At 69.3% G+C, this 25,867-nt stretch carries 24 protein-coding genes and 1 riboswitch; of the genes, 16 read left to right on the top strand and 8 right to left on the bottom strand.

Features of this window, described 5'->3' with window-relative positions; translation table 11 throughout:
* The first annotated feature begins 182 nt into the window (after nucleotides 1-182).
* From ACIBI5_RS33775 to ACIBI5_RS33755, 5 genes are all read left to right on the top strand, one after another.
* Nucleotides 183-398 carry a chaplin gene (locus ACIBI5_RS33775; protein WP_379611949.1) on the top strand — a complete coding sequence of 72 codons (216 nt, stop codon included), beginning with the start codon at nucleotides 183-185 and terminating at the stop codon, nucleotides 396-398.
* Nucleotides 399-722: 324 nt separating this feature from the next.
* On the top strand, nucleotides 723-1,613 hold the full coding sequence (locus ACIBI5_RS33770; protein ID WP_379611947.1) for a Rossmann-like and DUF2520 domain-containing protein: 891 nt from the start codon (nucleotides 723-725) through the stop codon (nucleotides 1,611-1,613).
* 42 nt (nucleotides 1,614-1,655) lie between these two features.
* Nucleotides 1,656-2,489, top strand: a complete 834-nt coding sequence (gene panC / locus ACIBI5_RS33765) for a pantoate--beta-alanine ligase (protein WP_397252767.1) — start codon at nucleotides 1,656-1,658, stop codon at nucleotides 2,487-2,489.
* Nucleotides 2,490-2,571: 82 nt separating this feature from the next.
* Nucleotides 2,572-5,031, top strand: coding sequence for an L-aspartate oxidase (locus ACIBI5_RS33760; protein ID WP_397252766.1), 2,460 nt, complete (start codon nucleotides 2,572-2,574; stop codon nucleotides 5,029-5,031).
* A 3-nt stretch (nucleotides 5,032-5,034) separates the two neighbouring features.
* A complete protein-coding gene (locus ACIBI5_RS33755) occupies nucleotides 5,035-5,817 on the top strand; it encodes a type III pantothenate kinase (RefSeq protein WP_379611943.1) in 783 nt (260 codons plus the stop codon).
* A 53-nt stretch (nucleotides 5,818-5,870) separates the two neighbouring features.
* On the opposite strand, the gene ACIBI5_RS33750 is transcribed toward ACIBI5_RS33755, so the two are convergent.
* Complete coding sequence (locus ACIBI5_RS33750; protein ID WP_379638440.1) at nucleotides 5,871-6,347, bottom strand: hypothetical protein; 477 nt, start codon at nucleotides 6,345-6,347, stop codon at nucleotides 5,871-5,873.
* Nucleotides 6,348-6,466: 119 nt separating this feature from the next.
* On the opposite strand from ACIBI5_RS33750, the gene lysX reads away from it, so the two are divergent.
* On the top strand, nucleotides 6,467-7,948 hold the full coding sequence (gene lysX, locus ACIBI5_RS33745; protein WP_397252765.1) for a bifunctional lysylphosphatidylglycerol synthetase/lysine--tRNA ligase LysX: 1,482 nt from the start codon (nucleotides 6,467-6,469) through the stop codon (nucleotides 7,946-7,948).
* A 4-nt stretch (nucleotides 7,949-7,952) separates the two neighbouring features.
* Here the strand turns inward: lysX and ACIBI5_RS33740 are convergent, their stop codons facing one another.
* Nucleotides 7,953-8,885 carry an NADP-dependent oxidoreductase gene (locus tag ACIBI5_RS33740; RefSeq protein ID WP_397252764.1) on the bottom strand — a complete coding sequence of 311 codons (933 nt, stop codon included), beginning with the start codon at nucleotides 8,883-8,885 and terminating at the stop codon, nucleotides 7,953-7,955.
* Nucleotides 8,886-8,961: 76 nt separating this feature from the next.
* On the opposite strand from ACIBI5_RS33740, the gene ACIBI5_RS33735 reads away from it, so the two are divergent.
* Nucleotides 8,962-9,360 carry a winged helix-turn-helix transcriptional regulator gene (locus ACIBI5_RS33735; RefSeq protein WP_397252763.1) on the top strand — a complete coding sequence of 133 codons (399 nt, stop codon included), beginning with the start codon at nucleotides 8,962-8,964 and terminating at the stop codon, nucleotides 9,358-9,360.
* On the opposite strand, the gene ACIBI5_RS33730 is transcribed toward ACIBI5_RS33735, so the two are convergent.
* The gene (locus ACIBI5_RS33730) at nucleotides 9,342-10,400 is read right to left on the bottom strand and encodes a cytochrome P450 (protein WP_397252762.1); all 1,059 of its coding nucleotides are present in this window, start codon (nucleotides 10,398-10,400) and stop codon (nucleotides 9,342-9,344) included. The genes ACIBI5_RS33735 and ACIBI5_RS33730 overlap by 19 nt on opposite strands.
* A 351-nt stretch (nucleotides 10,401-10,751) precedes the next feature.
* Between ACIBI5_RS33730 and ACIBI5_RS33725 the strand changes: the two genes are divergently transcribed.
* A complete protein-coding gene (locus ACIBI5_RS33725) occupies nucleotides 10,752-10,964 on the top strand; it encodes a LuxR C-terminal-related transcriptional regulator (RefSeq protein WP_157251897.1) in 213 nt (70 codons plus the stop codon).
* A gap of 85 nt (nucleotides 10,965-11,049) precedes the next feature.
* Here ACIBI5_RS33725 and ACIBI5_RS33720 read toward each other — a convergent pair whose 3' ends face one another.
* Entirely contained in the window at nucleotides 11,050-12,093 is a 1,044-nt protein-coding gene (locus ACIBI5_RS33720; protein ID WP_397252761.1) for an NlpC/P60 family protein, read from the bottom strand.
* A gap of 5 nt (nucleotides 12,094-12,098) precedes the next feature.
* Nucleotides 12,099-12,246, bottom strand: a riboswitch (cyclic di-AMP (ydaO/yuaA leader).
* Between the two features lie 337 nt (nucleotides 12,247-12,583).
* On the opposite strand from ACIBI5_RS33720, the gene ACIBI5_RS33715 reads away from it, so the two are divergent.
* From ACIBI5_RS33715 to ACIBI5_RS33690, 6 genes are all read left to right on the top strand, one after another.
* A complete protein-coding gene (locus ACIBI5_RS33715; RefSeq protein ID WP_397252760.1) occupies nucleotides 12,584-13,153 on the top strand; it encodes an amino-acid N-acetyltransferase in 570 nt (189 codons plus the stop codon).
* A gap of 85 nt (nucleotides 13,154-13,238) precedes the next feature.
* On the top strand, nucleotides 13,239-14,489 hold the full coding sequence (locus ACIBI5_RS33710; protein ID WP_397252759.1) for an RDD family protein: 1,251 nt from the start codon (nucleotides 13,239-13,241) through the stop codon (nucleotides 14,487-14,489).
* A gap of 113 nt (nucleotides 14,490-14,602) precedes the next feature.
* The gene (locus ACIBI5_RS33705; protein WP_397252758.1) at nucleotides 14,603-15,112 is read left to right on the top strand and encodes an RDD family protein; all 510 of its coding nucleotides are present in this window, start codon (nucleotides 14,603-14,605) and stop codon (nucleotides 15,110-15,112) included.
* A gap of 496 nt (nucleotides 15,113-15,608) precedes the next feature.
* On the top strand, nucleotides 15,609-15,941 hold the full coding sequence (locus ACIBI5_RS33700; RefSeq protein ID WP_184971356.1) for an Lsr2 family protein: 333 nt from the start codon (nucleotides 15,609-15,611) through the stop codon (nucleotides 15,939-15,941).
* A 615-nt stretch (nucleotides 15,942-16,556) separates the two neighbouring features.
* The gene (locus tag ACIBI5_RS33695; RefSeq protein WP_184971355.1) at nucleotides 16,557-19,061 is read left to right on the top strand and encodes an ATP-dependent Clp protease ATP-binding subunit; all 2,505 of its coding nucleotides are present in this window, start codon (nucleotides 16,557-16,559) and stop codon (nucleotides 19,059-19,061) included.
* Between the two features lie 652 nt (nucleotides 19,062-19,713).
* On the top strand, nucleotides 19,714-20,652 hold the full coding sequence (locus tag ACIBI5_RS33690; RefSeq protein WP_184971354.1) for a TIM barrel protein: 939 nt from the start codon (nucleotides 19,714-19,716) through the stop codon (nucleotides 20,650-20,652).
* A gap of 55 nt (nucleotides 20,653-20,707) precedes the next feature.
* Here the strand turns inward: ACIBI5_RS33690 and ACIBI5_RS33685 are convergent, their stop codons facing one another.
* A complete protein-coding gene (locus ACIBI5_RS33685; protein ID WP_379638697.1) occupies nucleotides 20,708-21,178 on the bottom strand; it encodes a MarR family winged helix-turn-helix transcriptional regulator in 471 nt (156 codons plus the stop codon).
* 62 nt (nucleotides 21,179-21,240) lie between these two features.
* Here ACIBI5_RS33685 and ACIBI5_RS33680 point away from each other — a divergent pair, with 62 nt between their 5' ends.
* The gene (locus ACIBI5_RS33680) at nucleotides 21,241-21,618 is read left to right on the top strand and encodes a cupin domain-containing protein (RefSeq protein ID WP_379638696.1); all 378 of its coding nucleotides are present in this window, start codon (nucleotides 21,241-21,243) and stop codon (nucleotides 21,616-21,618) included.
* A 53-nt stretch (nucleotides 21,619-21,671) separates the two neighbouring features.
* Here ACIBI5_RS33680 and ACIBI5_RS33675 read toward each other — a convergent pair whose 3' ends face one another.
* Nucleotides 21,672-22,427, bottom strand: a complete 756-nt coding sequence (locus ACIBI5_RS33675; RefSeq protein ID WP_397252829.1) for an A/G-specific adenine glycosylase — start codon at nucleotides 22,425-22,427, stop codon at nucleotides 21,672-21,674.
* A 195-nt stretch (nucleotides 22,428-22,622) separates the two neighbouring features.
* On the opposite strand from ACIBI5_RS33675, the gene ACIBI5_RS33670 reads away from it, so the two are divergent.
* Nucleotides 22,623-23,306 carry a hypothetical protein gene (locus ACIBI5_RS33670; RefSeq protein ID WP_397252757.1) on the top strand — a complete coding sequence of 228 codons (684 nt, stop codon included), beginning with the start codon at nucleotides 22,623-22,625 and terminating at the stop codon, nucleotides 23,304-23,306.
* A 28-nt stretch (nucleotides 23,307-23,334) separates the two neighbouring features.
* Here the strand turns inward: ACIBI5_RS33670 and disA are convergent, their stop codons facing one another.
* Nucleotides 23,335-24,420, bottom strand: a complete 1,086-nt coding sequence (gene disA, locus ACIBI5_RS33665) for a DNA integrity scanning diadenylate cyclase DisA (RefSeq protein WP_397252756.1) — start codon at nucleotides 24,418-24,420, stop codon at nucleotides 23,335-23,337.
* Nucleotides 24,421-24,460: 40 nt separating this feature from the next.
* The gene (gene radA / locus ACIBI5_RS33660; RefSeq protein WP_184971344.1) at nucleotides 24,461-25,858 is read right to left on the bottom strand and encodes a DNA repair protein RadA; all 1,398 of its coding nucleotides are present in this window, start codon (nucleotides 25,856-25,858) and stop codon (nucleotides 24,461-24,463) included.
* Between the last annotated feature and the right edge of the window lie 9 nt (nucleotides 25,859-25,867).

Below are 25,867 nucleotides of genomic sequence, written 5' to 3'. Positions count from 1 at the left end.
AGAGCCGACACGCACAGTGATGCCATGACTACATATTGTGGCGAGATTGCGCTATCGTTACTCATGGTCACCGACGATCGTCCCGGCCCGCCCCCCAGCGGGCTCGGTCCGGTCGCACCGGTCGGCCGAGTAGGTAGCTGAAGCGGCCACCCGGGGCCGCGTCACCGAGAGGAGCCCCCCAAATGCTCAAGAAGACCTTCGTCGCGGCCGGCGCCTTCGCCATGCTGGCCCTGGCCACCCCAGCCCAGGCCGACCTCGTCACCTCCGGTAACAACGGCGTGCTCTCCGGCAACCAGGTGTTCGCCCCGGTCCGGATCCCGATCAACATCTGCGGCAACGCCGTGGCCGTGCTCGGCCAGGCTGTCGCCGGCTGCAAGGGTGGCGCGCACACCAGGTAGACGGACGGAGGGCTCGGACCGGTTATGGCAACCCGGCCCGAGCCCTTTTCGGCCGGCCAGTCGGCGGATGGCCGGTCGATGGTGCACTCCCAAGGGGGTAGCACATCGTCATTGCGGGCGTCGGGTCCACTATGGGCTCGGCGCCCGCTGCCATGCGATGAAAATCCCCTCTCCTCATCTCTCCCGACAGGGGGTGCACGTTTTGTATGCCCTTGTCGGATTTGTCGTTAACGCAACATGCGGTAAAAGCCCGGTCACCTGTGCATGGCAAGGCTCCAGTTACGCTGGTCGGCAGTGTCAACAGCGCGACAGGGACAGGACGACATGGACGCAGGTGATCGCCCGGCACGGCTGGCCGTCGGCGTGGTCGGAGCGGGCAAAGTGGGCTCGGCGCTCGGTGCCGCGCTGGCCCAGGCCGGCCATCGCATCGTGGCCGCCAGCGGGGTCTCCGACAGTTCCCAGCGCTGGGCGGCGGAGCGGCTCGGCGTCGCCACCTCCAGGCCCGAGGACGTGGTCGCGGCCGGCGAGCTGATCCTGCTCACGGTGCCCGACGACGCCCTGCCCGGTCTGGTCGGCGGCCTGGCCGCCACCGGCGCCGACCTGCGCGGCAAGCTGGTCGTCCACGCCAGCGGCGCCTACGGGCTGTCCGTGCTCGACCCGGCGGCGCGAGCTGGAGCGCTCCCGCTGGCGCTCCACCCGGTGATGACGTTCACCGGCCGTGACGACGACATCAACCGGCTGACCGGCATCTCCTACGGCGTCACCGCGCCCGACCCGCTGCGGCCGATCGCCGAGGCGCTGGTCATCGAGATGGGCGGCGAGCCGGTCTGGATCGCCGACGCCGACCGCGCGCTCTACCACGCCGCGCTCGCCGGGGCGGCCAATCACATGGTGACGCTGATCGCGGAGTCCTCGGAACTCCTGGAGGGCATCGGCGTCGAGCATCCCGGCCGCATGCTCGGCCCGCTGCTCGGCGCCGCGCTCGACAACGTGCTCAGGCTGGGCATCGCCGGGCTGACCGGGCCGGTCGTGCGCGGTGACGCCGGCACGGTGCGCAAGCACGTGGACGCCCTCATCCTGGCCGCGCCCGAGGCGGCCGACGCCTACATCGCCCTGGCCCGGCTCACGGCCGACCGCGCGCTCGCGGCGGGTCTGCTCAAACCCGAGGAGGCGGAGAGGTTGCTTGACGCGCTGGGCGGCAACATATGGACCTGACAGGGACCGGATGGCCCTGATCGTGGCATAGGAGGCTGTGGCGTGGAGTTGATCGTCGCGCGCAATCGCGCTGACCTGGTCAAGACTCGGGGAGAGGGCAGGGTCGCCCTGGTTCCGACCATGGGGGCGCTGCACGAGGGGCATCGAGCGCTCATCCGCGAGGCCAGGGCCCTGGCCCCCCAGGTGGTCGTGAGCGTCTTCGTCAATCCCCTGCAGTTCGGCCCTTCCGAGGACTTCTCCCGTTACCCGCGCACCCTGGAGGCCGACCTCGACGTCTGCCGCGCGGAGGGTGTGCGCGCGGTCTTCGCCCCGGCGGCAGAGGAGATGTACCAGCCCGACCGGCAGGTGAGCGTCTCCTCCGGGCACATGGGCACGATCGTCGAGGGCGCGGTACGACCCGGGCACTTCGACGGCGTGCTGACCGTCGTGCTCAAGTTGTTCAACCTGGTGCAGCCCGACGTGGCCGTCTTCGGCCAGAAGGACGCACAGCAACTGGCGATGATCCGGCGCATGGTGTCCGACCTGGACCTGCCGATCGAGATCGCCGGCATCCCCACCGTGCGCGAGCCCGACGGCCTGGCGATGTCCAGCCGCAACCGCTACCTGTCGCCCGGCGAGAGGCGGACCGCGCTCGCGCTGTCGCGGGCGCTGTTCGCCGGCGCGGCCGAGTCCGTGGAGGCCACGCCGGCGCGCATCAAGGCGGCGGCGCGGGCCGTGCTCGACGGGGCCGATCTGGCCCTCGACTACCTCGTGCTGGTCGACCCGGCCACGTTCGCCGAGGTCGGCGAGTCGTACACGGGTGAGGCGGTCCTCGCCGTCGCGGCGAAGGTCGGCGGCACGCGGCTCATCGACAACGCCGTCCTGCGCCTGTCCTGAAAAGGTCCCACCCCGGCGACGGGTCACTTGTCGGGAGGGGTTATCGTCATATTGACGAAATTCCCTCGATGAGGAGACCCCCATGAGTGGACCGGCGATCCCCCTGCGGCTCAGCGCGCCGGAGCCCGGCTGGACCCGCGAGGCCGACGTGGTCGTGGTGGGCTCGGGAGTGGCCGGGCTGACCGTGGCGTTGCGCCATGCCGAGCTACGGCCCGAGGCCAAGGTGCTCGTCGTCACCAAGGACGTGCTCGGGGAGGGTTCGACCCGGTTCGCGCAGGGCGGGATCGCGGCGGTGCTCGACCCCGGCGACAGCCCCGAGGAACACCTGAACGACACGCTGATCGCCGGGGTCGGGCTGTGCGATCGGCGGGCCGTACGCGCTCTTGTGACCGAGGGGCCGCAGGCGCTGCGTCGGCTGATCGCGCGCGGAGCCAGGTTCGACCTGACCGACGGCGGAGAGCTGCAGCTCGGCCGCGAGGGCGGGCACCGGCGCGACCGGATCGTCCACGCGGGCGGCGACGCGACCGGCGCCGAGGTGCAGCGCGCGCTCGTCGTGGCGCTGCGCGAGCGCGGGATCGAGGTCATCGAGCACGCGCTCGTGCTCGACCTGCTCAAGGACGGCGCCGGGCGGGCCGCCGGGGTGACGCTGCACGTCATGGGCGAAGGCGCGAGCGACGGCGTGGGCGCGGTACGCGCGGGCGCCGTCGTGCTGGCCACCGGCGGAATGGGACAGGTCTACCAGTCGACCACCAACCCGCTGGTCTCCACCGGAGACGGAGTGGCGCTCGCGCTGCGCGCCGGGGCGGTGGTGCGCGACCTGGAATTCGTCCAGTTCCACCCGACCGTGCTCTGGCTCGGCGAGGACGCCACCGGCCAGCAGCCGCTGATCTCCGAGGCGGTCAGGGGCGAGGGCGCGTTCCTCGTGGACGAGCACGGCACGCGCTTCATGGAGGACGTGCACGAGCTCGCCGACCTCGCCCCCCGCGACGTGGTCGCCAAGGCGATCATGCGCAGGGCCGGGCAGGTCTACCTCGACGGCCGCCACTTCGGCGAGGACAAGTGGCGCACCCGCTTCCCCACGATCCGCGCGCTCTGCCTGGAGCACGGCATCGACCCGGCCAAGGAGCTGATCCCGGTCGTGCCCGCCGCGCACTACGCCAGCGGCGGCGTCCGCACCGACCTGCACGGCCGCACCTCCATCCCCGGCCTGTACGCCTGCGGCGAGGTCGCCTGCACCGGCGTGCACGGCGCCAACCGCCTGGCCTCCAACTCGCTGCTGGAGGGGCTCGTCTTCGCCGAGCGCATCGCCCAGGACATCCAGCCCACGGTACGGCCGGCGCCCACGGACCCCCAGGCACAGGAAGGCCTGTTCGACCCGCGCGTCCGCCCCAGGATCCAGGCCCACATGAGCAGGGGAGCGGGCGTGCTGCGCGGCCGCGAGTCGCTGGCCCTGACCGCGAAGGCGCTCGGCGACGCCCGCTGGACGCCGGTGCGGGTGCTGCCGTGCACCGAGGCGTGGGAGACGACGAACCTGCTGACGGTGGCGACCGTGCTGACCGCCACCGCGGTGGCCCGCGAGGAGACCAGGGGCTCGCACTGGCGCGAGGACTTCGGCGAGCGCGACGACGAGCGCTGGCTGGGACATCTGGACGTGCGACTGACCGAGGAAGGCTTGCAGATGACTTACACGCCGCACGGGCTCGCGCTGGACACCGGCGCGCCCGAGATCCAGGACGTGATCGACCGGGCGCTGGCCGAGGACCTTCAGGAGGCCGGTGACGTGACCAGCCTGGCCACGGTCCCGGCCGGGCACCGGTCGGCCGGGGACGTGGTGGCCCGCGAGGACGGTGTGGTCGCGGGGCTGGCCGTGGCCGAGGCGGTCTTCGCGCGGCTGGGGGCCAGCCGTACGACGAGGCTGGTGGAGGACGGGCAGCGGGTCGCGGCGGGAGAGGTGCTGATGACGGTCGAGGGGCCCACGCGGGCCCTGCTCACGGCCGAGCGGACCGCGCTCAACCTGCTCACGCACCTGTCGGGCATCGCGACGCGGACCGGCGCCTGGGTCGCGGCGCTTGAGGGCACCGGGGCGCGGGTGCGCGACAGCCGTAAGACGCTGCCGGGGCTGCGGGCGCTGGAGAAGTACGCGGTGCGGGCCGGAGGCGGGGTCAACCACCGCATGTCGCTGTCGGACGCGGCGCTGATCAAGGACAATCACGTGGTCGCGGCCGGGGGAGTCGGGGCGGCGTTCAAGGCGGTCAGGGAGCGGTACCCGGATCTGCCGGTCGAGGTCGAGGTCGACACGCTGGAGCAGCTGCGGGAGGTGCTGGCCGAGGGGGCCGCGGTGGTCCTGCTGGACAACTTCACCGTCGAGGAGATGACGCTCGCCGTACAAATCACGAAAAATCAGGCGAAGTTGGAGGCCAGTGGAGGACTGACCTTGGAAATGGCCCGTGATGTGGCTGAAACTGGCGTTGACTATCTTGCGGTGGGAGCGCTTACGCATTCCGCGCCGGCCCTGGACATCGCACTGGATCTACGGGGGTAATTGATGCTGCTCACGATCGACGTCGGCAACACGCACACCGTGCTCGGTCTCTTCGAAGGCGAAGAGGTGATCGAGCACTGGCGGCTGGCCACCGACGCCCGCCGCACCGCCGACGAGATCGCCGTCGTGCTCCAGGGGCTGCTCGGCCAGTCACCGCTGCTCAAGGGAGCCGACGTCAGCGGCATCGCGATCTGCTCGACCGTGCCGTCCGTGCTGAACGAGATGCGGGAGATGTGCCGCCGCTACTACGGCGACGTGACCGCGGTGATCGTGGAGCCCGGCATCCGCACCGGCGTGCCGGTCCGCATGGACAACCCCAAGGAGGTCGGCAGCGACCGGGTGGTCAACGCCCTGGCCGCCATCGACCAGTACGGCGGGCCGTGCGTCATCGTCGACTTCGGCACCGCCACGTCCTTCGACGCGGTCTCGGCCAAGGGTGAGTACGTGGGTGCGGTCACCGCGCCCGGCATCGAGATCTCCGTCGACGCGCTCGCCGCGGCCGGCGCCCAGCTCCACAAGGTCGAACTGATCAGGCCGCGCTCGGTCATCGGCAAGAACACCGTCGAGGCGCTGCAGGCCGGCATCATCTACGGCTTCGCCGGCCAGGTCGACGGCATCGTCGAGCGGATGGTGGCGGAGCTGGCCGACGACCCGGACGAGGTGACCGTGGTGGCCACCGGCGGGCACGCCGCGCTGGTGGTGGGGGAGTCGCGCTCGATCGACGTGCACGAGCCCTGGCTGACCCTGATCGGCCTGCGGCTCATCTACAACCGCAACACGACGTGAGCGAGCGGCCCCCCGCTCGGGAATGGGGGGCCGCTCGCGGCTTGCGGGCGTCGTTACTCGGACTCGGCCGTGTACAGGTACTTCCACGAGCCGCACTTGGTCGGGTGGCTGCTGTGCGGGCCGATCTGGCAGACCTTGACGCGCAGGCTGAAGACGTCCTCCTCGGAGAACGCGTACTTCTTGTAGCCGGGGTAGCCGCAGTACTTCTTCGTGTAGACCGTGGACCAGTCGTAGTCGAAGTCGCTGGCCTGGAACTTCACGTACGCGCACTTGCCACCCTGCTTGTAGGTGCGGGAGTCGAGGTCGTAGAGCCGGCCCGTCACGGAGACGGTGTTGGACTCCTGGTGCTCGTCCCACTCGACGCCGACCCAGCCGTGTGACTTGGCCTGGTAGTGCTTGGAGTAGACGGGTCCCCAGTACGAGCTGTAGTCGTAGCTCGACGTGCTGGCGGAGGCGGCGGTCGGCAGGCTGAGGGCGAGGGCGGAGGTGGCGGCAACGGCGAGGGCGCCGATCGCGATCTTCTTTATCATGGTCTCTCTCCTGGAACCCGGAGGTGCTGTGCTCCATTGGTAACGGAGAGTTCTTGCAGCGCCCCTGCAGGGAGCCGACGAGCCCTTGCAGTTCGCCATATCCCCTACCCTTTGTTCTTGTGAGCGACGAACTTCCCGAGCAGATGCGCATCCGGAGGGAGAAGCTCGACCGCCTCCGCAGTGAGGGCGTCGAGCCCTTCCCGGTCAACTTCCCCCGCACGGCGACGAACGCCGAGGTCAGGGAGAAATACCAGGGCCTGGAGCCGGACACCGCCACGGGAGACAGGGTCGCGATCGCCGGCCGGGTCATGCTCAACCGGGTCGGCGGCAAGCTGTGCTTCGCCACCCTGCGCGACGGCTCCGGCGACCTGCAGGTCATGGTCTCGCTCGACAGGGTCGGCGAGGAGTCGCTGGCCGCCTGGAAGAGCGACGTCGACCTCGGTGACCACGTCGGCGTCGAGGGCGAGGTCATCACCTCGCGCCGCGGCGAGCTGTCGATCCTGGCCGACTCCTGGCAGATCACCGCCAAGTGCCTGCGCCCGCTGCCCGAGAAGCACCTCGGCCTCACCGACCCCGAGGCCCGCGTCCGCCAGCGCTACGTCGACCTGATCGTCAACGACGAGGCCCGCAGGATGGCCCACCTGCGCAGCGCCACCGTCCGCGCCGCGCGCGACTTCTGGCACGAGGAGGGCTACCTCGAGGTCGAGACCCCGATGCTCCAGCCCATCCACGGCGGGGCGACGGCGCGGCCGTTCAAGACCCACATCAACGCCTACAACATGGAGCTCTACCTTCGCATCGCGATCGAGCTCTACCTCAAGCGGCTGGTGGTCGGCGGCATCGAGAAGGTCTTCGAGATCAACCGCAACTTCCGCAACGAGGGCGCGGACTCCACGCACAACCCCGAGTTCACCATGCTCGAGGCCTACGGCACCTACCTCGACTACAACGACATGGCCGACCTGACCCAGCGCATGTACCAGAAGTGCGTCGTGGCGGCGCTGGGCACGTCCGTGGTGGAGCACGACGGCGTCGAGGTCGACCTGGGCATCAAGGAGTGGCCGCGCATCACGCTCTACGGCTCGGTCTCCGACGCGCTCGGCGAGGAGATCACGACCGAGACCTCGCTTGAGCAGGTCCGGAAATATGCCGACAAGCGGGACATTCACTGGGACCCGAAGTGGGGCCAGGGCAAGCTCGTCCAGGAGATCTTCGAAGAGCTGGTCGAGCACACGCTCATCCAGCCCACCTTCGTCATGGACTACCCGCTGGAGACCTCGCCGCTGGCCCGCAACCACCGCGACAACCCGCTGGTCACCGAGAAGTGGGACCTCATCGGGTTCGGCACCGAGCTGGGCACCGCCTACTCCGAGCTGAACGACCCGATCGAGCAGCGCCGCCGCCTGGTCGAGCAGTCGCTGCTGGCCGCCGGCGGCGACCTTGAGGCGATGCAGCTGGACGAGGACTTCCTTCAGGCCCTGGAGTACGCCATGCCGCCCACCGGCGGCGTGGGCGTCGGCATCGACCGGATGATCATGGCCTTCACCGGCAGGAACATCCGCGAGACCATCCTGTTCCCGCTGGTCAAGCCCACCAGCTGACCCTTCACGGGGTGAGGACGACCCGCCCGCGCTGCCCTCCTGCCGACAGCCGGGCGTAGGCCTCCGCCGCCTTCTCCAGGGGGTGGGTGCCGGCCAGGCGCACCGTCAGCCGGCCCGCCTCCGCCCAGCGGGCCACCTGGGCCAGCTGGCCGGCGTCGGCGCGTACGTACACGGTGGAGACCTGGATTCCGCGCAGCGGGATCGGCGCCGTCCCGGCGGCCACCGCCACGTACGCGCCCCCGGCGCGCACCGAGTCCAGCGCGGTGAGCCCCACGATCGCGGCGTCGACCACGCCGTCCACCCCGCCGGGCACCAGGGCGCGCACGGACGCGGCCAGATCCGCGTCCCGAGGTATGAACCACTCCGCCCCGAAGCCGCGCACCAGCTTCTCGTCGCCGGCACCGGCCAGTCCCGCGACCCGCAGCCCGCGCGCGGCGGCGATCTCCACCAGGTAGCCGCCCAGCGCGCCGGCGGCCCCGGTCACGAGGAGCGTCTGCCCGGGAGTCAGATCGGCCAGGTCGAGGGCCTGGATGGCGGTCAGCGTGTTCAGCGGCAGCGTGGCGGCCTGCTCCGGGGTCAGCCCCCCGGGCGCGGCGGCGACCTCGGAGACGTCGAGCAGCACGTACTCGGCCTGCGCCTTGTACGGCGGCATCAGCCGGTCGGACAGCCCGAACACCGCCTGCCCGGCCGTCAGTCCGCCGACCCCCGGCCCCACCTGGTCGACCACTCCGGCCACGTCCCATCCGAGCCCATACCGCTCCATGGGGTCGGTCAGCTTGTAGCCGGGCAGCGTCCCCGAGGCGGTGAACAGGTCGACCGGCTGCACGGCGGCCGCGGCCACCTTCACCCGTACCTGCCCGGGTCCCGCCTGCGGCACCGGGACCATGACGATCTCCACTTCACCCTCGTGCCCGACCAGCGCTCGCATCGTTGTCATGCGGCCACGGTAGGAAGGCTTACTCTCTTTTGGAAAGAAGGCACCTGAAGGTGCGTAAGCAACCCGGAGGAATGCCGTGCCCACCCAGTCGGCCGCGGACAGGCGCGCGGCAGCCCGCCTGGCCTACGACGCGTACATCGCCAAGTGCCCCTCGCGCCAGCTCCTCAGCACGCTCAGCGACAAGTGGGTGAGCCTCATCCTCACCGCGCTCGCCGGCGGCTCCCAGCGCTACAGCGACCTGGCCAGGACCATCGCCGGTGTCAGCCAGAAGATGCTCACCCAGACGCTGCGCAGCCTGGAGCGCGACGGCTTGGTCTCGCGCACGCTCACCCCGTCGGTCCCCGTGCGCGTCGACTACGAGCTCACCGATCTGGGCCGCACGCTCCTGCCGATCGTGGCCGCGATCAAGGAATGGGCCGAGGCGCACATCGAGGACGTCCAGGCCGCCAGGACCCTCTACGACAACCGCACCTGAAGCCGGGCCAACCCCCTCAAAACCACGTTCTCCTTGTACGGCGGCGCCTCCTCGACCAGCTTCAGCTCCGGCGCCGCCTCGGCCAGCGCCCGCAGCGCGATCTCGCCCTCCATGCGCGCCAGCGTGGCCCCGAGGCAGAAGTGGATCCCGAGCCCGAAGGCCAGATGCCGCTCCGGCGCCCGTCCCGGATCAAAGCGTCCCGGATCAAAGCGTCCCGGATCGAAGCGGTCCGGGTCGGGGAAGACGGCCGGGTCGCGGTTGGCCGCCCCGACCAGCGCCATCACCGGCGTGCCCGCGGGCACCGCGGTGCCGCCCAGCTCCGCCTCCCGCAGCGCCGTCCTGGCGGTGAGCTGCACCGGCGGGTCGTAGCGCAGCACCTCCTCGACCACCGGCTGGGGATCGTCCGCCGCGCGGTGGAGCATGCCGTGCCTGGCCAGGTTGAGCACACCGTTGGCGATCAGGTTGACGGTCGTCTCGTGCCCGGCGACCAGCAGCAGGACGCAGGTGGCCAGGAGTTCGGCCTCGGTGAGCTCCTGGACCTGGGTCAGGGCGCTGAGCAGGTCCTCGCCGGGGCGTATGCGCCGCTCGGCCAGCAGTTCGCGGAAGTACGCGCGGAACTCCAGACCGGCCCGCTCGGTGGTGTCCGCCTGGCCGGAGGGCAGCATCGGGTCGAGGCTGCGGGCCAGCGTCTCGCTCCAGCCGCGGAAGCGCTCGTAGTCCTCGGGCGGCACGCCGAGCATCTCGGTGATCACCAGGACCGGCAGCGGATAGGCGAACTCGGCGACCAGGTCGGCCTCCTCGCCCATGGCGCCGAGCAGCTCCGCGGTGATCGCCTCGATTCTGGGGCGCAGCCGTTCGAGCATGCGGGGCGTGAACGCCCGGCTGACCAGAGCCCGCAGCCGCGTGTGGTCGGGCGGGTCGAGACGCAGGAAGGACACCTGCGGCCGGTCAGGGTCATCGGTGCCCGGCGGGACGTGTCCGTGGCCGAAGCGGGGGTCGCGCAGCATCGCCGAGACGTGCTCGTGTGATGTGGCTACCACCAAACCGCCGCGGGTATGAAATAAATCGCCACGCTCGCGAAGCTCCCGATACTTTCCGTACGGGTCACGCCGGAACCCGGGATCGAACGGATCGAATCCCAGCACGTCGGCGGGGGTCAGTGTCGGTGACCGAGGGGCGTTGTAAGGATCAGTGAGATCGCTCATCGTGCCCCGAAGTGTGACGACATATGGCGAGTAGTTCACATAGGTTTGATCATGTCAATACAGCTGGTCAAGCTGGGCAATTGTCGAGCTTGACGACCTTTCCTGAATGCGTTTACCGTCTGCGAGACGAGCGCGTTGCGCGGTCCGATACGTCTGCGAGTTCTGCTGTTGGGGGGAGGGCTCCCGATGGATGTGCTCACCGAGGGCGTTGAGCTGAGCCACGCCGATTTAGCCTTGCTCGCCGAGCTGGCCAAGGGAGTCACGGTCGATCGGGTAGGGCGCCGGCTGGAGATCAGCGGACGCACGGTACGCCGCCGTTTGCGAGGGATATGCGACAGGATCGGTGTGGCCACCGCCATCGAGGCGGTGGCCTGGGCGGCACGCCGCCAGCTGATCTAGCAGGGCTGAGACCCGACCCCGCCGGTTCGACCGGCGGGGTCGGTTTTGGCTGGCATGGGGTCCTGGTTCCGTCTCTTCGGCGGGGTCAGTTCGCGATGCGGACCGCGCCCGCCCACGGGCGGCGGGAGATCGACGCCAGGCGCACGACGTCGCCGGTCTGCGGCGCGTGCACCATCATGCCGCCGCCGACGTAGATGCCGACGTGGTGCAGGTCGCTGTAGAAGAACACCAGGTCACCGGGGCGCAGCTCCTCGCGCGAGATGCGGGTGCCGGCCGTCCACTGGTCGCCGGTGTAGTGCGGCAGCGAGATGCCGACCCGCTGGTAGGCCGCCATGACCAGGCCGGAGCAGTCGTAGGAGCTGGGACCCTCCGCGCCCCACACGTACGGCTTGAGCTGCTGGGTCAGCGCCCACCTGGCCGCCTCGGCCGCCTTGCCGGCGCCGGCGATCGGCAGGCTGACCCGCACCGCGCGGGTGCCCGGCCGCCCGGCCTCGCCGATGGCCCGCTGGAACAGGTCGCTCTCGACCTTCTTGACCAGCTTGCCGATCTTGTCGCGCCGCGCGTCCAGGTCCTCGACGATCTCGGTGACCTTGTCGATGCGGGTCTTCGCCTCGGACTGGGCCTTCTCGGCCAGTTCCCTGGCGCGGGTGACCTGGTTGACCTCCTCGCCCTGCTGCTGCTCCAGCGCGTAACTGGTCGCGGCGCGGTCGAGGAAGAGCTCGGGGTCGTCGGAGGCGGCGAAGGCGAGGGCGCGGCTGAAGCCGCCCATCATGTACTCGCTCTGCGCGAGCAAGCCCGCCCGCTGGCGCTTGGTGGCGAGATCGGCCTCACTGGAGGCCAGCGTCTTCTTGGCGGCGTCGACGGCCTTCTGGGCGTCCCTGAGCTTCACGCGCTGGCCGTTGAACTGCTCGCTGAGCGTCTCGATCTCCGTATGGAGCTTCTCGGCCTGCTCCGACAGCTGCTTGAGCGACGGCTTCGGGTCGGCGGCTGCGGAACCGAGAGGCGTGACGGTGAACGTCACCGCGGCTACGGCCGCCGTCAGGACGACCAGCCGCTTCTTGATGCCTGGTTCGGGAGGGCGGGCATGCTTGCCCGCGGGCTTCCCTTCACGGTTACGCGTGCGCTTCACCAACCAGCTCCTCTCGTGGCCGCCTACCGGGTTAGCTGACGGGTTCGGGCCGGAGCAGCCCTACCGAGCCGTGGCTCGGATTCACCCCGGATGGCCTGCGGCCACTGGCGGGTCCCCGGCTCCCCAGGGGAGGGGATTAGGCGTGCCGCCGCGCGTAAGGACGCGGGTGACATCGACGCTGGACACTAGTGCACTCCAGGTTCGTGCTCAACCAGAACTGCCAAGTCTGTTGAGGTTTCACAACCGAAGCGTCACGGGGGGATCACGTGCTCCGCCGTACTGGAGCGACTTTATGTGCGCTTTGCGGGTGCATGGGACGTACGTGAGGTTCGGCGTCACCGGGGGAATCATTGCTCGTCACCGGCTATTCGCCTGGTGGTTGAGGGGGAGACGGCTGTTGTCGGGCATGCTCGTCCACTGGATGAGATGGTTGAGGAAGTAGGTGGGCAAATAGGGGGCAGCCGTAATTGCGTCTGTACTCTGAAGTGCCATGGAACAGGTCGCCGAACGGGCGGTACCCGACATCGAGGTCGTCGTGCGGCGAGCTCGCACGCCGGACGTCCGGACGATCAGGCGCCTGGTCGACACCTATGCCGGAGCCGGGCCGCGCCTGCTGGAAAAAGCCACGGTCACTCTTTACGAGGACGTCCAGGAGTTCTGGGTGGCTGAGCGTGGCGGGCAGGTCGTCGGATGCGGTGCTCTGCACGTGTTGTGGGAGGACCTCGCCGAGATTCGCACCGTGGCCGTCGACCCCGACGCCCGCGGTCTCGGGGTCGGGGGCCAAATCGTTACCGCTTTGATCGGAACGGCCCGCGAACTCGGGCTGGGGCGGGTGTTCTGCCTGACATTCGCGGTGGATTTCTTCGCCGCGCATGGGTTCCGCCCGATCCAGGGCACGCCGGTATCTCCCGAGGTCTATGCCGAGCTGCTCGCCTCCTATGACGAGGGCGTAGCCGAGTTCCTCGACTTGGAGCACGTCAAGCCCAACACCCTGGGCAACACCAGGATGCTGCTCCACCTGCCGTCGTTTGACTCGGACCTCGACCAAAGGGAAAGGTGATTGTAGATACCTATGTCGATACGTTGGGCAGCGAAGGCATGTGTCCTGACATGTGCCACATGCACACTCGAAGCGAGGTGACACGGTGAGCACCGGACAGCCGCCGTATCCACAGGACGACCCCGGCGACAACTCCGGGACTCCCGAATACGGACAGCACAACGCGGGCCACGCACAGGGCGAGCCCGACCCGGACGTGACCGTCGTGGGTTACCGCCAAGACGGCGACCCCTACGGCCAGCAGGGATACGGACAGCAGTCCGGCTCCCAGCCGGGTTACGGTCAGCAGCCCCAGTACGGCCAGCAGCAGGGATACGGTCAGCAGCAGCCTCAGTACGGCCAGCAGCCCGGCTCGCAGCCGGGTTACGGCCAGCAGCCTGGTTACGGCCAGCAGGCCCAGCAGCAGCCCGAGTACGGCCAGCAGCCGGGCTCCCAGCCCGGTTACGGCCAGCAGCAGCCTGGCTATGGCCAGCAGCCCGGTTACGGCCAGCAGGCCCAGTCGCAGCCCGGCTACGGCCAGCAGCAGCCCGAGTACGGCCAGCAGCCCGGTTACGGCCAGCAGCCCGGCTCCCAGCCGGGTTACGGTCAGCAGCAGCCCGGCTACGGCCAGCAGCCTCAGTACGGTCAGCAGCCCGGCTCGCAACCTGGCTACGGTCAGCAGCAGCCCGGCTACGGCCAGCAGGCCCCGTCCGGGCAGCAGTACGCCCAGCCGGGTTACGGCCAGCAGCCTGGTTATGGTCAGCAGCAGCCGCAGCAGGGCTACGGCCAGCAGGGCTTCCAGCCCGGCTACGGCCAGGCCTACGGTCAGCCGGTGGGCGTCCAGCCGCCCGGCGCGCCCGCGCCGCTGGCCGAGTGGTGGCAGCGTCTGGTCGCCCGAATCATCGACGGTGTGCTCTTCGGCATCGTCTACTGGGTGATCACTCTGATCATGGCCGGCATCTTCCTGGCGACGTACAGCTCGCTCGACGGTTCCAGCTCGGGCTTCTTCGGCCCGGTGCTCGTCGGCCTCATCTCGGGTGTGCTGGTCGGGGCGGTCTACATCGCCTACGAGCTGATCATGACCAAGATGAACGGGCAGACGGTCGGCAAGATCGTCATGGGCATCAAGATCGTCCCGGTCGGCGGCGCCATGCCGCCCGGCGGGCTGTCCACCGACGTCGCGATAAAGCGGGCCGGCGTGACGTGGGGCGGGTACCTGATCTCGGGCATCCCGTTCCTCGGCTGGCTCGGCTACATCTTCGTCGCGCTGAACGGCGCCTCGCAGCTGTGGGACAAGCCGCTGCAGCAGACGTTCGCCGACAAGGTCGCGCGTACCGTGGTGGTCAAGATCAAGTAGTGGTCGTGTCATGGATTCAGGGGTCACCGCCCGGTGGCCCCTGTTTCATGTGGCGCCGTGCCGTACCAGAATGAGGGGACAGCCGACCTAAAGGCCGTCGAGAGGTTGAGGCTATGGCCGCGCCCGCCCAACGCGCAGTGACCGCCGAATGGTGGGAGCGGCTGGTCGCGCGCCTCATTGAGGCCCTGGTCTTCGGCGTGTTCTATTACATTCTGTTCATCGGGCTGTGGACACTCTTCCGGTCTGTAGGGCTGCTGGAGGTCTTCGAGGGCCGCTGGCCCGAGGTCATCGCCTGGTTCGGCGCGGGCCTTGTCTATACGCTCTACGACTGGGTGTCGCATTCCGCGGGCGGCCGCACCTTCGGGCAGGCGATCATGCGGATTCGCGTGGTTCAGGCGGACGGCGCCGTTGTCACCTCCCATGGGCTGCTGAAACGCTCGCTGCTGTATCCGGGGCCGACCATGTTGATGGGCATTCCGGTGCTCGATCTGGGGGCCGCGGTGATCGCCTTCGGCGTGGGGATGCTCATCCTCATCGACCGTCCCCAGCTGCGCGGTCCCCATGACCGGCTGGCGGGAACGCGGGTGGTCAAAGACCTGCGCGAGCCGGGGCAGGCGGGATAGCCCCAAAAAATTTCCCTTGATCCGGTAAGGAGCCTGGAGAGACTGGCATTAGGCTGTCAGTCGCCCAGGTCACCCCTTGTCGGCGACCTGTCGCACGGGTGGCATCCGCGTGGCGCCATGGTCGGGCGGCGGCGGTTGTCCGCCACACGGCCCCCGCACGCGGCGCCGCGCCCGAGGTGTTCAGCCGGCTCCTGGGAAATCTGTCGCCGTGGAAACCCCGATCGGCGCGCGGGCCGAGGACGAATGGAAGGCCTTACGGAAGCTTTGGCGGCCGCCGTGACACCGGCTGGAGTCACCGGCCCCTTCGACTTTGGCGTGCGCTGAAGACGTCCCGCCGACCCTCGCCGGCCGGCGGCCAAACCGCCAGGATCGGGTCGAGAACCACAACTGATCCGCGAGTCAGCCGAATCCGTGTCTCGCTGAATTGTCTTAGCGTCTTTCCGGGTATATGTTTGGGCAGGCGAATGAAACAATGCTCCGGGAAAGGATTGCGTAGATGGCCAAGCAGATCCAGGAGATTCTCATCGATGACCTCGATGGGGGCGAGGCCAATGAGACGGTCAGCTTCGCTATTGACGGCGCTTCGTATGAGATTGACCTCAGTGACGTTAACGCCAAGAAGCTGAGGGATGCGCTCTCGCCTTTCGTGCAGCACGCTCGGCGCGGCGGTGCCGTCTCCACGCGTCGTCGGGGTCGTGGCGGGCAGCGCGCGATGACCCGCGAGAAGAGCTCCGAGATCAGGCAGTGGGCCAAGGCTCACGGCCTGCCCGTCAGCGAGCGCGGCCGAATCGCCTCCACCGTGGTGGAGAAGTACGAAGCCGCGCACTAACCGCTGTCGCGATCGACCATGCGCTTATGACAGTTGCCTAGAACCCCGGCGACTGCCATAAGCGCATGATCGTTTTTTAGGGCACTCTTTGTCCTGGTTTGCGCGTCTCGCATCGTGGACCTGGGGGCCCATTGTGCCGCATTTGGTACCCGTGATTCCTGACGATTTCGCTCCGCCGTACCGTGCGAGTACTCACTCCCCGCAGCCGGATTTGCCGATGCACTCGCGGTTTACGCGTCCTTGATTCCTGAATGCCGATCAGTGCGGAGTCGCTGGCTGATCGCATGCCAACCGCTTGCCGGGAGGCCATAGGATGTCAAGTACGGCTTACGGATGTGTCCGGCGCCTCGTCGTGGCGGTCCGTACGCGTGGCGGGCGGTAATTTCCCGACGGTCCGCCGAGGGCGTCCTAAACCTCGTTCGCTTGCGGCGTATCGGGAACACACCACCCCCGAACGGTAGTTGGATGGAGGGTGAACGCCCTGCTCTCGGGGAACGTCTCTGCTATAGAGCGTGTCAGCGGCAGTGGGCACGGTTCGCCGAGCCAGGGCTAGCATGCGGGATGACGGGACCGGACTAAACCGGCCTGACTGACCGCTCTGTGAGGAGCGACGAGATGTTCGAGAGGTTCACCGACCGAGCGAGGCGGGTTGTCGTCTTGGCCCAAGAAGAGGCCAGGATGCTCAACCACAACTACATCGGCACTGAGCACATTCTTCTTGGTTTGATCCACGAAGGTGAGGGCGTTGCCGCCAAGGCTCTGGAGAGTCTCGGCATCAGCCTTGAGGGTGTGCGCCAGCAGGTCGAGGAGATCATCGGCCAGGGCCAGTCGGCTCCGTCGGGGCACATTCCTTTCACCCCGCGGGCCAAGAAGGTCCTCGAGCTGTCGCTCCGTGAGGCTTTGCAGCTGGGCCACAACTACATCGGAACCGAGCACATCCTGCTCGGTCTCATCCGCGAGGGTGAGGGTGTGGCAGCCCAGGTGCTGGTCAAGCTTGGAGCCGATCTCAACCGTGTCAGGCAGCAGGTGATCCAGCTGCTGCACGGCTATCAGGGCAAGGAACCGGCGGCCGCGGGTGGACCGCAGGAGTCGGCTCCGTCGACGTCCCTGGTGCTCGACCAGTTTGGCCGCAACCTGACCCAGGCCGCCCGCGAGGGCAAGCTGGATCCGGTCATCGGCCGCGAGAAGGAGATCGAGCGGGTCATGCAGGTCCTCTCACGGAGGACCAAGAACAACCCCGTTCTCATCGGCGAGCCCGGCGTCGGCAAGACCGCCGTCGTCGAGGGGCTCTCCCAGAAGATCGTCAAGGGCGAGGTGCCCGAGACGCTGAAGGACAAGCAGCTCTACACGCTTGACCTCGGCGCTCTGGTCGCCGGCTCCCGCTACCGCGGTGACTTCGAAGAGCGCCTGAAGAAGGTGCTCAAGGAGATCCGCACGCGCGGGGACATCATCCTGTTCATCGACGAGCTGCACACGCTCGTGGGTGCGGGCGCCGCCGAGGGCGCGATCGACGCCGCCAGCATCCTCAAGCCGATGCTAGCCCGCGGTGAGCTGCAGACCATCGGCGCCACCACGCTCGACGAGTACCGCAAGTACCTCGAGAAGGACGCCGCGCTGGAGCGCCGCTTCCAGCCGATCCAAGTGGCAGAGCCGTCGCTCAGCCACACGATCGAGATTCTCAAGGGTCTGCGCGACCGCTACGAGGCGCACCACCGCGTGTCGATCACCGACGACGCGCTGGTCGCCGCGGCCCGCCTGGCCGACCGCTACATCAGCGACCGCTACCTGCCCGACAAGGCGATCGACCTCATCGACGAGGCCGGTTCCCGGATGCGCATCCGCCGGATGACCGCTCCGCCGGACCTGCGCGAGTACGACGAGAAGATCGCCAACGTCCGCCGCGACAAGGAGTCCGCGATCGACGCGCAGGACTTCGAGAAGGCGGCTGCCCTCCGCGACCAGGAGAAGCAGCTCCAGCTCAAGCGCGAGCGGCGGGAGAAGGAGTGGAAGGCCGGCGACATGGACGTCGTCGCCGAGGTCACGGAAGAGCTCATCGCGGAGGTCCTCGCCACGGCGACGGGCATCCCGATCTTCAAGCTGACCGAGGAGGAGTCGCAGCGCCTGCTCCGCATGGAGGACGAACTCCACAAGCGGATCATCGGCCAGGACGACGCCATCAAGGGTCTGTCCCGCTCCATCCGGCGCACCCGCGCCGGCCTGAAGGACCCCCGCCGCCCCGGTGGCTCGTTCATCTTCGCCGGCCCGTCCGGCGTCGGTAAGACCGAGCTGTCCAAGGCGCTGGCGGAGTTCCTGTTCGGCGACGAAGACGCGCTGATCATGCTGGACATGTCGGAGTTCATGGAGAAGCACACCGTCTCCAGGCTGTTCGGCTCCCCGCCCGGCTACGTCGGGTACGAGGAGGGCGGTCAGCTGACGGAGAAGGTGCGGCGCAAGCCGTTCTCCGTGGTCCTGTTCGACGAGATCGAGAAGGCCCACCCCGACATCTTCAACTCGCTGCTGCAGATCCTGGAAGACGGTCGCCTGACCGACGCCCAGGGCCGCGTGGTCGACTTCAAGAACACGGTCATCATCATGACCACGAACCTCGGCACCCGTGACATCTCCAAGGGCATCGGGGTCGGGTTCGCGAAGGCGAACGACGCGGAGTCCAACTACGACCGGATGAAGTCCAAGGTCCAGGAGGAGCTCAAGCAGCACTTCCGGCCCGAGTTCCTCAACCGTGTCGACGACATCGTGGTCTTCCACCAGCTCACGCCGAAGGAGATCATCAAGATCGTCGATCTGATGCTCGCCCAGGTGTCCGAGCGGCTGAAGGACCGGGACATGTCGCTGGACGTCGCCCAGGACGCCAAGCAGCTCCTGGCCGACCGCGGCTACGACCCCGTCATGGGGGCCCGGCCGCTGCGCCGTACCATCCAGCGTGAGCTGGAGGACTCGCTGTCGGAGAAGATCCTCTACGGCGAGCTGCGCGCGGGCCAGGTCATCAAGGTGACGATCGAGGGCGAAGGCGACAACGCCAAGTTCGTCTTCACCGGCGAGACGGCACCCACCGAGGTGCCCGACTCGGCGGCGGCGATCGCAGCGCCCATCCAGAACTGACCGAGCTCAGTCCGCAAGAGCCCCCCGTGGTTTGCCACGGGGGGCTCTTCGCGCTCTCAAGCCGCTCTCACCCCTTTGCATCCGTTACGGCAAGCCTGGTCGGCCCCGCCCGCCGTCGTGCCTGCCCGGCCCTCCAGGGGCACGCTCCTCCGCCTCACCGCTCCCCGCCGTGACGCGCGCACACCTGCCCACGCTCCGCGGGCCCAGGGGCACACGGGCCCAAGGCGCGGTGACGGTGTCCAGTGGTGCGTCGCTGACCCGGACCTCCGGAGCGCCATCGTGCCCGTGCCCTGCGGTTGACGCCCACGGGTGTGTGGCTCCGATGGGGTTGGTTTGGTGGGGTTCTGGGGTTCGGGTGGAAGGGTTTCGGTGGCGGGGTGGGGTGGGCGGCAATGTTTCCGAATCGTTGGGCGGACGGGGTGTATCACCACGGCAGGTAGTACTACACTGCGTAGAGCATGAGGTCGCCAAGTCTCGTCCAAGTGCGCCACAAGAAGGTGCGCCTACCGTGAGGCTGCTCCCTGGGGAGTAGTGAGGAATCAACTCAGGGCGGACGCGTGGGTCACCCGGGAGCAGACATGCTCGGACAAGGGCCGCGCTCTCCCGAGGCGGGCGACCGGAACAACACCAGTGCAAGCCGTGGAGGAAGCCGATGCGCCTGCGTCACGACGACGGAACGCTCGTTCACCTGGCCTACAACGCAGGCGTGCACCCCGCGGAAGACCTCGAGAACCTGATCGCCCACCTGACCCGCTACGCCGTACCGGTGCGCAAGCGGCTTGGGGTGGAGCGCATGGGAATCGGGCTGTGGTTGTCGCCCGCCGTGGCCGATCATCTGACGGCTGACCGCATCGAGCTGGTACGCCTGCGCCGTTCCCTGGAGGAACGCGGTCTGGAGGTCGTCAGCCTCAACGGGACGGGCGGCCGCAACCAGGAGGTTCCCGGCCCCGACTGGGCCAAGCCCGAGCGCTACCGCTACACGATGGCCCTGGCCAAGATCCTGGCGTTCCTGCTGCCGGAGGACGTGCGGTTCGGGAGCATCTCCACGATTCCGATCGGGTGGCGGCGCGACTGGCCGTCCGATCTGCACACGATCGCCACCAAGCGGCTGGAACGGCTGGCGCGCGAGCTGCGCGGCATCTACAGCGTCACCGGCAAGACCATCCGGGTCGGCTTCGAGCCGTGGCCCGGGTGCGTGCTGGAGACGACCGAGCAGGCCCTGGAGCGGGTCTGCGGCATCGACTCCGAGCACCTCGGCGTCTGCCTGGACGCCTGTCACCTGGCCTGCGGCGCGGAGGAGCCCGGCGCGGCGCTGCGCGGCCTGGCCGCCGCCGGCGCCCCCGTGGTCAAGCTGGGCCACGTGCACAACCACACGGACGAGAACCCGAGCACCGGCGCCGTCCTTCACGACACGCTGACGGCGATGCTGTCCGGGGCGGTCAACGGTACGGCGCACATCGAGGTCGAGACCCACAACCTCATCGTCCCCGGCCGTGCCAAGGGCCCCGGCGCCCTGGTCTCCCTCCTCGCCGAGGAACTCGACTGGGCCCGCACCAACCTCACCAGCCTCGGCCTCCAGCTCGCCGCCTAGCCTCCTTCGGCCTCGTCGGGCCGGCGGTTCTGGCTTCGCGCGCCGGGTTCCCGCGTCACAGGCCGCCGAACCAGCCCGGGATGTCCAGGCGGAAGAAGTCCGGTGGCGTCATCGTGCGGAGGTCCTGTTCGAGGGCGCGTAGCCGGTCCTCGCCGAGGGTGTGGGACCAGGTGCGCCTCAGGTCGTCGAAGATGGCGGCGGACTTCATCAGCGCGTCCACCCCGTACGGGGTCAGCTTGACGATTTTCCGGCGGGAGTCGGCCGGGTCGGTGCTGCGTTCCACGTAGCCGAGGCGTTCCAGCGTGTCGATGGTCTTTCCCGCGGCCTGTTTCGAGACGCCGAGCGTGCGGCCGAGGTCGACGGCGGTGGTGCCGTGGGGGCCGACGGCCTGCATGACGAAGCCGTGCATGGGGCGAACGTCCGGGTGGCCCTGGCGGGCGAGCTCGGCGTGCAGCTCGTCGATGATCATGCGGAACGCCATGAACAGACGCAGCGGCAACTCGAAGCCCGGGGGCTCGCTTGACATGATAGACAACCTCGTTTACCTTATGGACAACTTGGTTGTCTATCGTACATGAGGAGAACGCCATGACAGTGGTTCGCAACGCCGACGCCCGTGTGACCGAGACTCCCGGAGGCGTCATGACCACCCTGGCCTCGCCCACGCAGGGCGGCGCGAGCCGTTCCCTGTGGCGGGTGGAAGTGAAGCCGGGCGGCCAGGGGCCGCTGCACGACTTCGACGTCGAGCAGGTGTGGACCTGGATCGCCGGGAGCGCGACGGTGTCGCTGGGTGAGGAGACGTTCGCGGTGGCGGCCGGTGACACCGTGATCATGCCCGCGCGCACGGCCCGCCAGATCGTGGCCGACGGCGCCGAGGGCTACACCGCCGTGGTGACCGCACCGGGCGACGCCCACGCCTTCGGGGCCGACGGCAAGGAGTTCGGCACCCCGGCCTGGATCGCCTGACCCACCGAAGGTGGCCCTCCGCGCCTTCAAGCCCGCACGCCATCGGCCATGGGTCACGTGGGGAGTTGGTAGGTGCCGTCGTCCAGGTGTTCGGCCAGGCCGTCGGTGATGAGGCCGTCCAGGGCGCGTTCGCGTTGGACGTGGTCGTCCCAGACCACGTCCAGAGCTGACTTCGGGACCGGGCCGTGGGCGGCGCGGAGCACGGCCAGGAGGCGGCCGCGGCATTGGCGGTCGGTCCCGGCGTACGTCTGGCCTTTGCGGGCCGGGCCGTCGTGGGCCGGTTTGCCCGTCAGGCGCCACGTGCACAGGTCGGAGATCGGGCAGTCGGCGCATTTGGGGCTGCGGGCCGTACAGACCAAGGCGCCCAGTTCCATGACGGCCACACCCCAGCGGGGCGCGCCCAGAGCGGGCAGGAGGGCTTCGGCGAGGCGGCGCTCGGCGGCGGAAGTGGCGGTCGGCGGGTACTCGTCCCCGCGCACCGCGCGGGCGAACACGCGGCGGACGTTGGTGTCCAGGACGGCGTGGCGGCCACCGAAGGCGAAGCTGGCCACGGCGGCGGCGGTGTACTCGCCGATGCCGGGAAGGGCCAGCAACGTCGCGTGGTCGGAGGGGACCTCGCCGCCGTGCTCGTCCGCGATGGCCTTGGCGCACGCGTGCAGGCGCAGCGCGCGGCGCGGGTAGCCGAGGCGGCCCCAGTGGCGCACGGCCTCGCCGGGCGGTTCGACGGCCAGAGATTTCGGAGTGGGCCAGCGTTCCATCCACCCCTGCCAGATCGGCAGCACTCGGACGACCGGCGTCTGCTGCAGCATGATCTCGCTCACCAGCACGCCCCACGGCGTCGCGTCATCGGCGCGCCAGGGGAGGTCTCGGGCGTTGTCGGCGTACCACTCCAGAACGGGGGTGTGTAGGAGGATCGGCTCGATCACCCGCCTTAGCGTACGCGGAAAGGGTGACCGACGGCGTGTCGTCACCCTCGGTGGCCACAGAATTACCATGCTGTGCGTATGGATTCGGATGCGATGCGTGGCGATGGCGGCGACGTCTACTGGCGTCGGCGCATGAGCGTGCTGGTCGGCGTGCTGGTGGTGGTCGCCGTCGTGGCGTGGGCCTGCTCCAGCGGCTCCAGCGGTCCGCAGCGGACCTCGAGCGCGCAGACCGCGACGAGCAGTGGTCCGCCCGCGGCCGATCCGCTTCTGGCCGGCTTGCGTACCCTCGCTCTCGGTACGGCCAGCCCCAGCCCCACCCCGTCCCCCACCAAGAACCCCGCCACCACGGCCCCGGCCAAGGTGAAACGCCCCGGGGCGCCGTGCGAGGAAAGCGACCTGGTCCTCAACCTGCAGGGCAGGCAGGACGTGTACGGCGCCGGCGCCATGCCCAACCTGATGGCCACGCTCGTCAACACCGGCCAGGTCATGTGCACGACCGACGTGGGGCCGCGGACCATGGAGATCCGCATCACGTCCGGCGAGGACCGCATCTGGTCGACGGCCGACTGCGTGAGCGGGGAGACGGGGACGGCGCAGAAGCTGGAGCGGGGGATCCCGTTCGTGCGCACGGTGGACTGGGACCGCAAACGCTCCCGCACCGCGTGCACGGCCGACGGCCCCACCGCCCTGCCCGGCACGTACGTGGCGGTGGCCCGCCTGGGCAAGCTCAAAAGCCCCCTGGTCGTCTTCCACCTCCGCTGATGGGAGCTACCGGGAGAACAGACAGCTGCTACACGTAGCGCTCGAGGATGCTGGACTCGGCGAGGCGGGAGAGGCCCTCGCGGACGCTGCGGGCGCGGGACTCGCCGACGCCGCCCACCGCCTGGAGGTCGTCGATGCTGGCCGCCAGGAGTTTCTGCAGGCCGCCGAAGTGGTCCACCAGGCGGTCGACGACCGTGGCGGGCAGGCGGGGGACCTTGGCCAGCAGGCGGAAGCCGCGCGGGCTGACGGGGCTGTCGAGGGTCTCGTTGCCGCTGTGGCCCAGGACGTGGGCGACGGCGGACAGGTCGAGGAGCTCGCTGCCGGTGAGGTTGTCGAGCGAGTGGAGTGACTCGGCGAAGTTGCGGTGGCGGCGGCCGGCCGGGGCGGGGAGGTAGTCGCGCACCACCAGTTCGCGTTCTGAGTCGACTCCGGCCACCAGCTCGTCCAGTTGCAGGGACAGCAGGCGGCCGTCGGTGCCGAGTTCGACCACGTAGCCCTTGATCTCGTCGCTGATGCGGCGGACCATCTCCAGCCGCTGCGCGACCGCGGCCACGTCGCGGACGGTCACCAGGTCTTCGATCTCCAGCGCCGACAGGGTGCCGGAGACCTCGTCGAGGCGGTGTTTGTAGCGTTCGAGCGTGGCCAGTGCCTGGTTGGCGCGCGACAGGATGGCGGCCGACTCCTCCAGGACGTAGCGGATGCCGTCGAGGTAGAGGGCGATGATCCGCATGGACTTGCTGATCGCGATGATCGGCAGGCCGGTCTGGCGGGCCACGCGCTGGGCGGTGCGGTGGCGGGTGCCGGACTCGTCGGTGGGGATGGAGGGGTCGGGCACGAGGTGGACGGCGGCACGGACGATTTTGGCCTCGTCGTGGTGGACCACGATCGCGCCGTCCATCTTGGCCAGTTCGCGCAGGCGGGTGGGCGAGAACTCGACGTCGAGCAGGAACCCGCCGCTGCACAGGTCTTCGACCGAATCGTTGTAGCCCAGCACGATCAGGCCGCCGGTCTGCCCGCGCAGGATCCGCTCCAGGCCGTCGCGCAGCTGTGTGCCCGGCGCCACTGCGGCCAGGGCTTCGCGACGGCGGTCGTCAAGACTCCTGTCGTTTGGCACCTGACCCCCGTGTAGATATGTCAACTTCAGCTTAGCGGGGCTATGTGACGTGTGTGAGTGCGTCCCACACGTTCTCCGCCTGGACGACTTCGAACCCGGGCGCGAACGACACCGGCCCGACCGGCACCAGCGAGCGCTGGCCGGCGCGCTTGTTGCCGGATTCTTCGAGCGATCCGGCGGGTACGAGCGCGCGGGTGAAGCCGAGCCGCGCGGCTTCGGTGAGCCGCCTCCGGACGTCCTTGACCGGCCGCAGCTCCCCGGCCAGCCCGACCTCGCCGAGAGCGACCAGACCGGAAGGCAGCGGTTTGTCACCCGCCGCACTGGCCACGGCGAGCATAACGGACAAATCCACCGCGGGGTCGGCAATTTTCAGCCCGCCGACCGTGGCGGTGAATACGTCGCACCCGCCCAGCTTGGCGTTGAGCCTGCGTTCGAGTACGGCCAGCACCAACTGCACCCGGTAGGAGTCGAGCCCCGAGGTGGTGCGCCGGGGCTGCTGCGCCTCGGTGCGCGCGACCAGCGCCTGGACCTCGGCGGGCAGCGGCCGGGTGCCTTCGACGGTCACGGTCACGCAGGTGCCGGGGACGGGCTTGCTGCGCTGGGAGACGAACAGCCCGGTGGGGTCGGTGATGCCCTCGATGCCGCGCTCGTGCAGGTCGAAGCAGCCCACCTCGTCGGTCGGCCCGAAGCGGTTCTTCACCGCGCGCACCAGGCGCAGCCGCGAGTGGCGGTCGCCCTCGAAGTTGAGCACCACGTCGACGAGGTGCTCAAGCGTGCGGGGCCCGGCGATCGAGCCGTCCTTGGTGACGTGGCCGACCAGTACGGTCGCCATGTTGCGTTCCTTGGCCAGCCGGACCAGGTTCGCCGCGACCTCGCGCACCTGGGTGACGCCGCCGGGCACGCCGGTGGCCTGCGCGGAGCCGATCGTCTGCACCGAGTCGACCACGAGGAAGCGGGGCTGGACCTTCTCCACGTGGGTGACCAGCGCGGACAGCTCGGTCTCCGCGGCCAGGTAGAGGTTGTCGCGCAGCGCCCCGATACGGTCGGCGCGCATCCTGACCTGCGCCGCCGACTCCTCGCCCGTGACGTAGAGAACGGTGGCGCGCTGGGCGATGGACGCGGCCGCCTCCAGCAGCAGCGTGGACTTGCCGATGCCGGGCTCGCCGGCCAGCAGGATGACGGCGCCGGGCACGACCCCGCCGCCGAGGACCCGGTCGAGCTCGCCCACGCCGGTGGTGCGCGCGGTCGCGAGCTCGGCCTTGACCTCGCCGATCGGTACGGCCGGCCCCGTCGTGGCTCCGGCCCGCACGACGTGGACGCCCTTGGCGCCCTCCTCGTCGACCGTGCCCCACGCCTGGCACTCGCCGCAGCGGCCGACCCACTTGAGCGTGCGCCAGCCGCACTCGGTGCAGCGATAACCCGTCGCAGTCTTGGCCATGCGGAGCAG

Origin of the sequence: Nonomuraea sp. NPDC050540 (assembly GCF_044457485.1) — a bacterium.
In the GTDB taxonomy this organism is placed as follows: Bacteria; Actinomycetota; Actinomycetes; order Streptosporangiales; family Streptosporangiaceae; genus Nonomuraea.
The sequence above is the reverse complement of the archived record's forward strand: the minus strand, read 5'-3'. Positions and strand labels throughout refer to the sequence as shown.

What these genes read in the sequence shown, in the direction of transcription:
- ACIBI5_RS33775 (WP_379611949.1), top strand. Translation starts at nt 183, where the DNA reads ATGCTCAAGAAGACCTTCGTCGCGGCCGGCGCCTTCGCCATGCTGGCC.
- ACIBI5_RS33770 (WP_379611947.1), top strand. Translation starts at nt 723, where the DNA reads ATGGACGCAGGTGATCGCCCGGCACGGCTGGCCGTCGGCGTGGTCGGA.
- ACIBI5_RS33760 (WP_397252766.1), top strand. Translation starts at nt 2,572, where the DNA reads ATGAGTGGACCGGCGATCCCCCTGCGGCTCAGCGCGCCGGAGCCCGGC.
- ACIBI5_RS33755 (WP_379611943.1), top strand. Translation starts at nt 5,035, where the DNA reads ATGCTGCTCACGATCGACGTCGGCAACACGCACACCGTGCTCGGTCTC.
- ACIBI5_RS33750 (WP_379638440.1), bottom strand. Translation starts at nt 6,347, where the DNA reads ATGATAAAGAAGATCGCGATCGGCGCCCTCGCCGTTGCCGCCACCTCC.
- ACIBI5_RS33740 (WP_397252764.1), bottom strand. Translation starts at nt 8,885, where the DNA reads ATGACAACGATGCGAGCGCTGGTCGGGCACGAGGGTGAAGTGGAGATC.
- ACIBI5_RS33725 (WP_157251897.1), top strand. Translation starts at nt 10,752, where the DNA reads ATGGATGTGCTCACCGAGGGCGTTGAGCTGAGCCACGCCGATTTAGCC.
- ACIBI5_RS33715 (WP_397252760.1), top strand. Translation starts at nt 12,584, where the DNA reads ATGGAACAGGTCGCCGAACGGGCGGTACCCGACATCGAGGTCGTCGTG.
- ACIBI5_RS33705 (WP_397252758.1), top strand. Translation starts at nt 14,603, where the DNA reads ATGGCCGCGCCCGCCCAACGCGCAGTGACCGCCGAATGGTGGGAGCGG.
- ACIBI5_RS33700 (WP_184971356.1), top strand. Translation starts at nt 15,609, where the DNA reads ATGGCCAAGCAGATCCAGGAGATTCTCATCGATGACCTCGATGGGGGC.
- ACIBI5_RS33695 (WP_184971355.1), top strand. Translation starts at nt 16,557, where the DNA reads ATGTTCGAGAGGTTCACCGACCGAGCGAGGCGGGTTGTCGTCTTGGCC.
- ACIBI5_RS33690 (WP_184971354.1), top strand. Translation starts at nt 19,714, where the DNA reads ATGCGCCTGCGTCACGACGACGGAACGCTCGTTCACCTGGCCTACAAC.
- ACIBI5_RS33685 (WP_379638697.1), bottom strand. Translation starts at nt 21,178, where the DNA reads ATGTCAAGCGAGCCCCCGGGCTTCGAGTTGCCGCTGCGTCTGTTCATG.
- ACIBI5_RS33680 (WP_379638696.1), top strand. Translation starts at nt 21,241, where the DNA reads ATGACAGTGGTTCGCAACGCCGACGCCCGTGTGACCGAGACTCCCGGA.
- ACIBI5_RS33675 (WP_397252829.1), bottom strand. Translation starts at nt 22,427, where the DNA reads ATGCTGCAGCAGACGCCGGTCGTCCGAGTGCTGCCGATCTGGCAGGGG.
- ACIBI5_RS33670 (WP_397252757.1), top strand. Translation starts at nt 22,623, where the DNA reads ATGGATTCGGATGCGATGCGTGGCGATGGCGGCGACGTCTACTGGCGT.
- radA (WP_184971344.1), bottom strand. Translation starts at nt 25,858, where the DNA reads ATGGCCAAGACTGCGACGGGTTATCGCTGCACCGAGTGCGGCTGGCGC.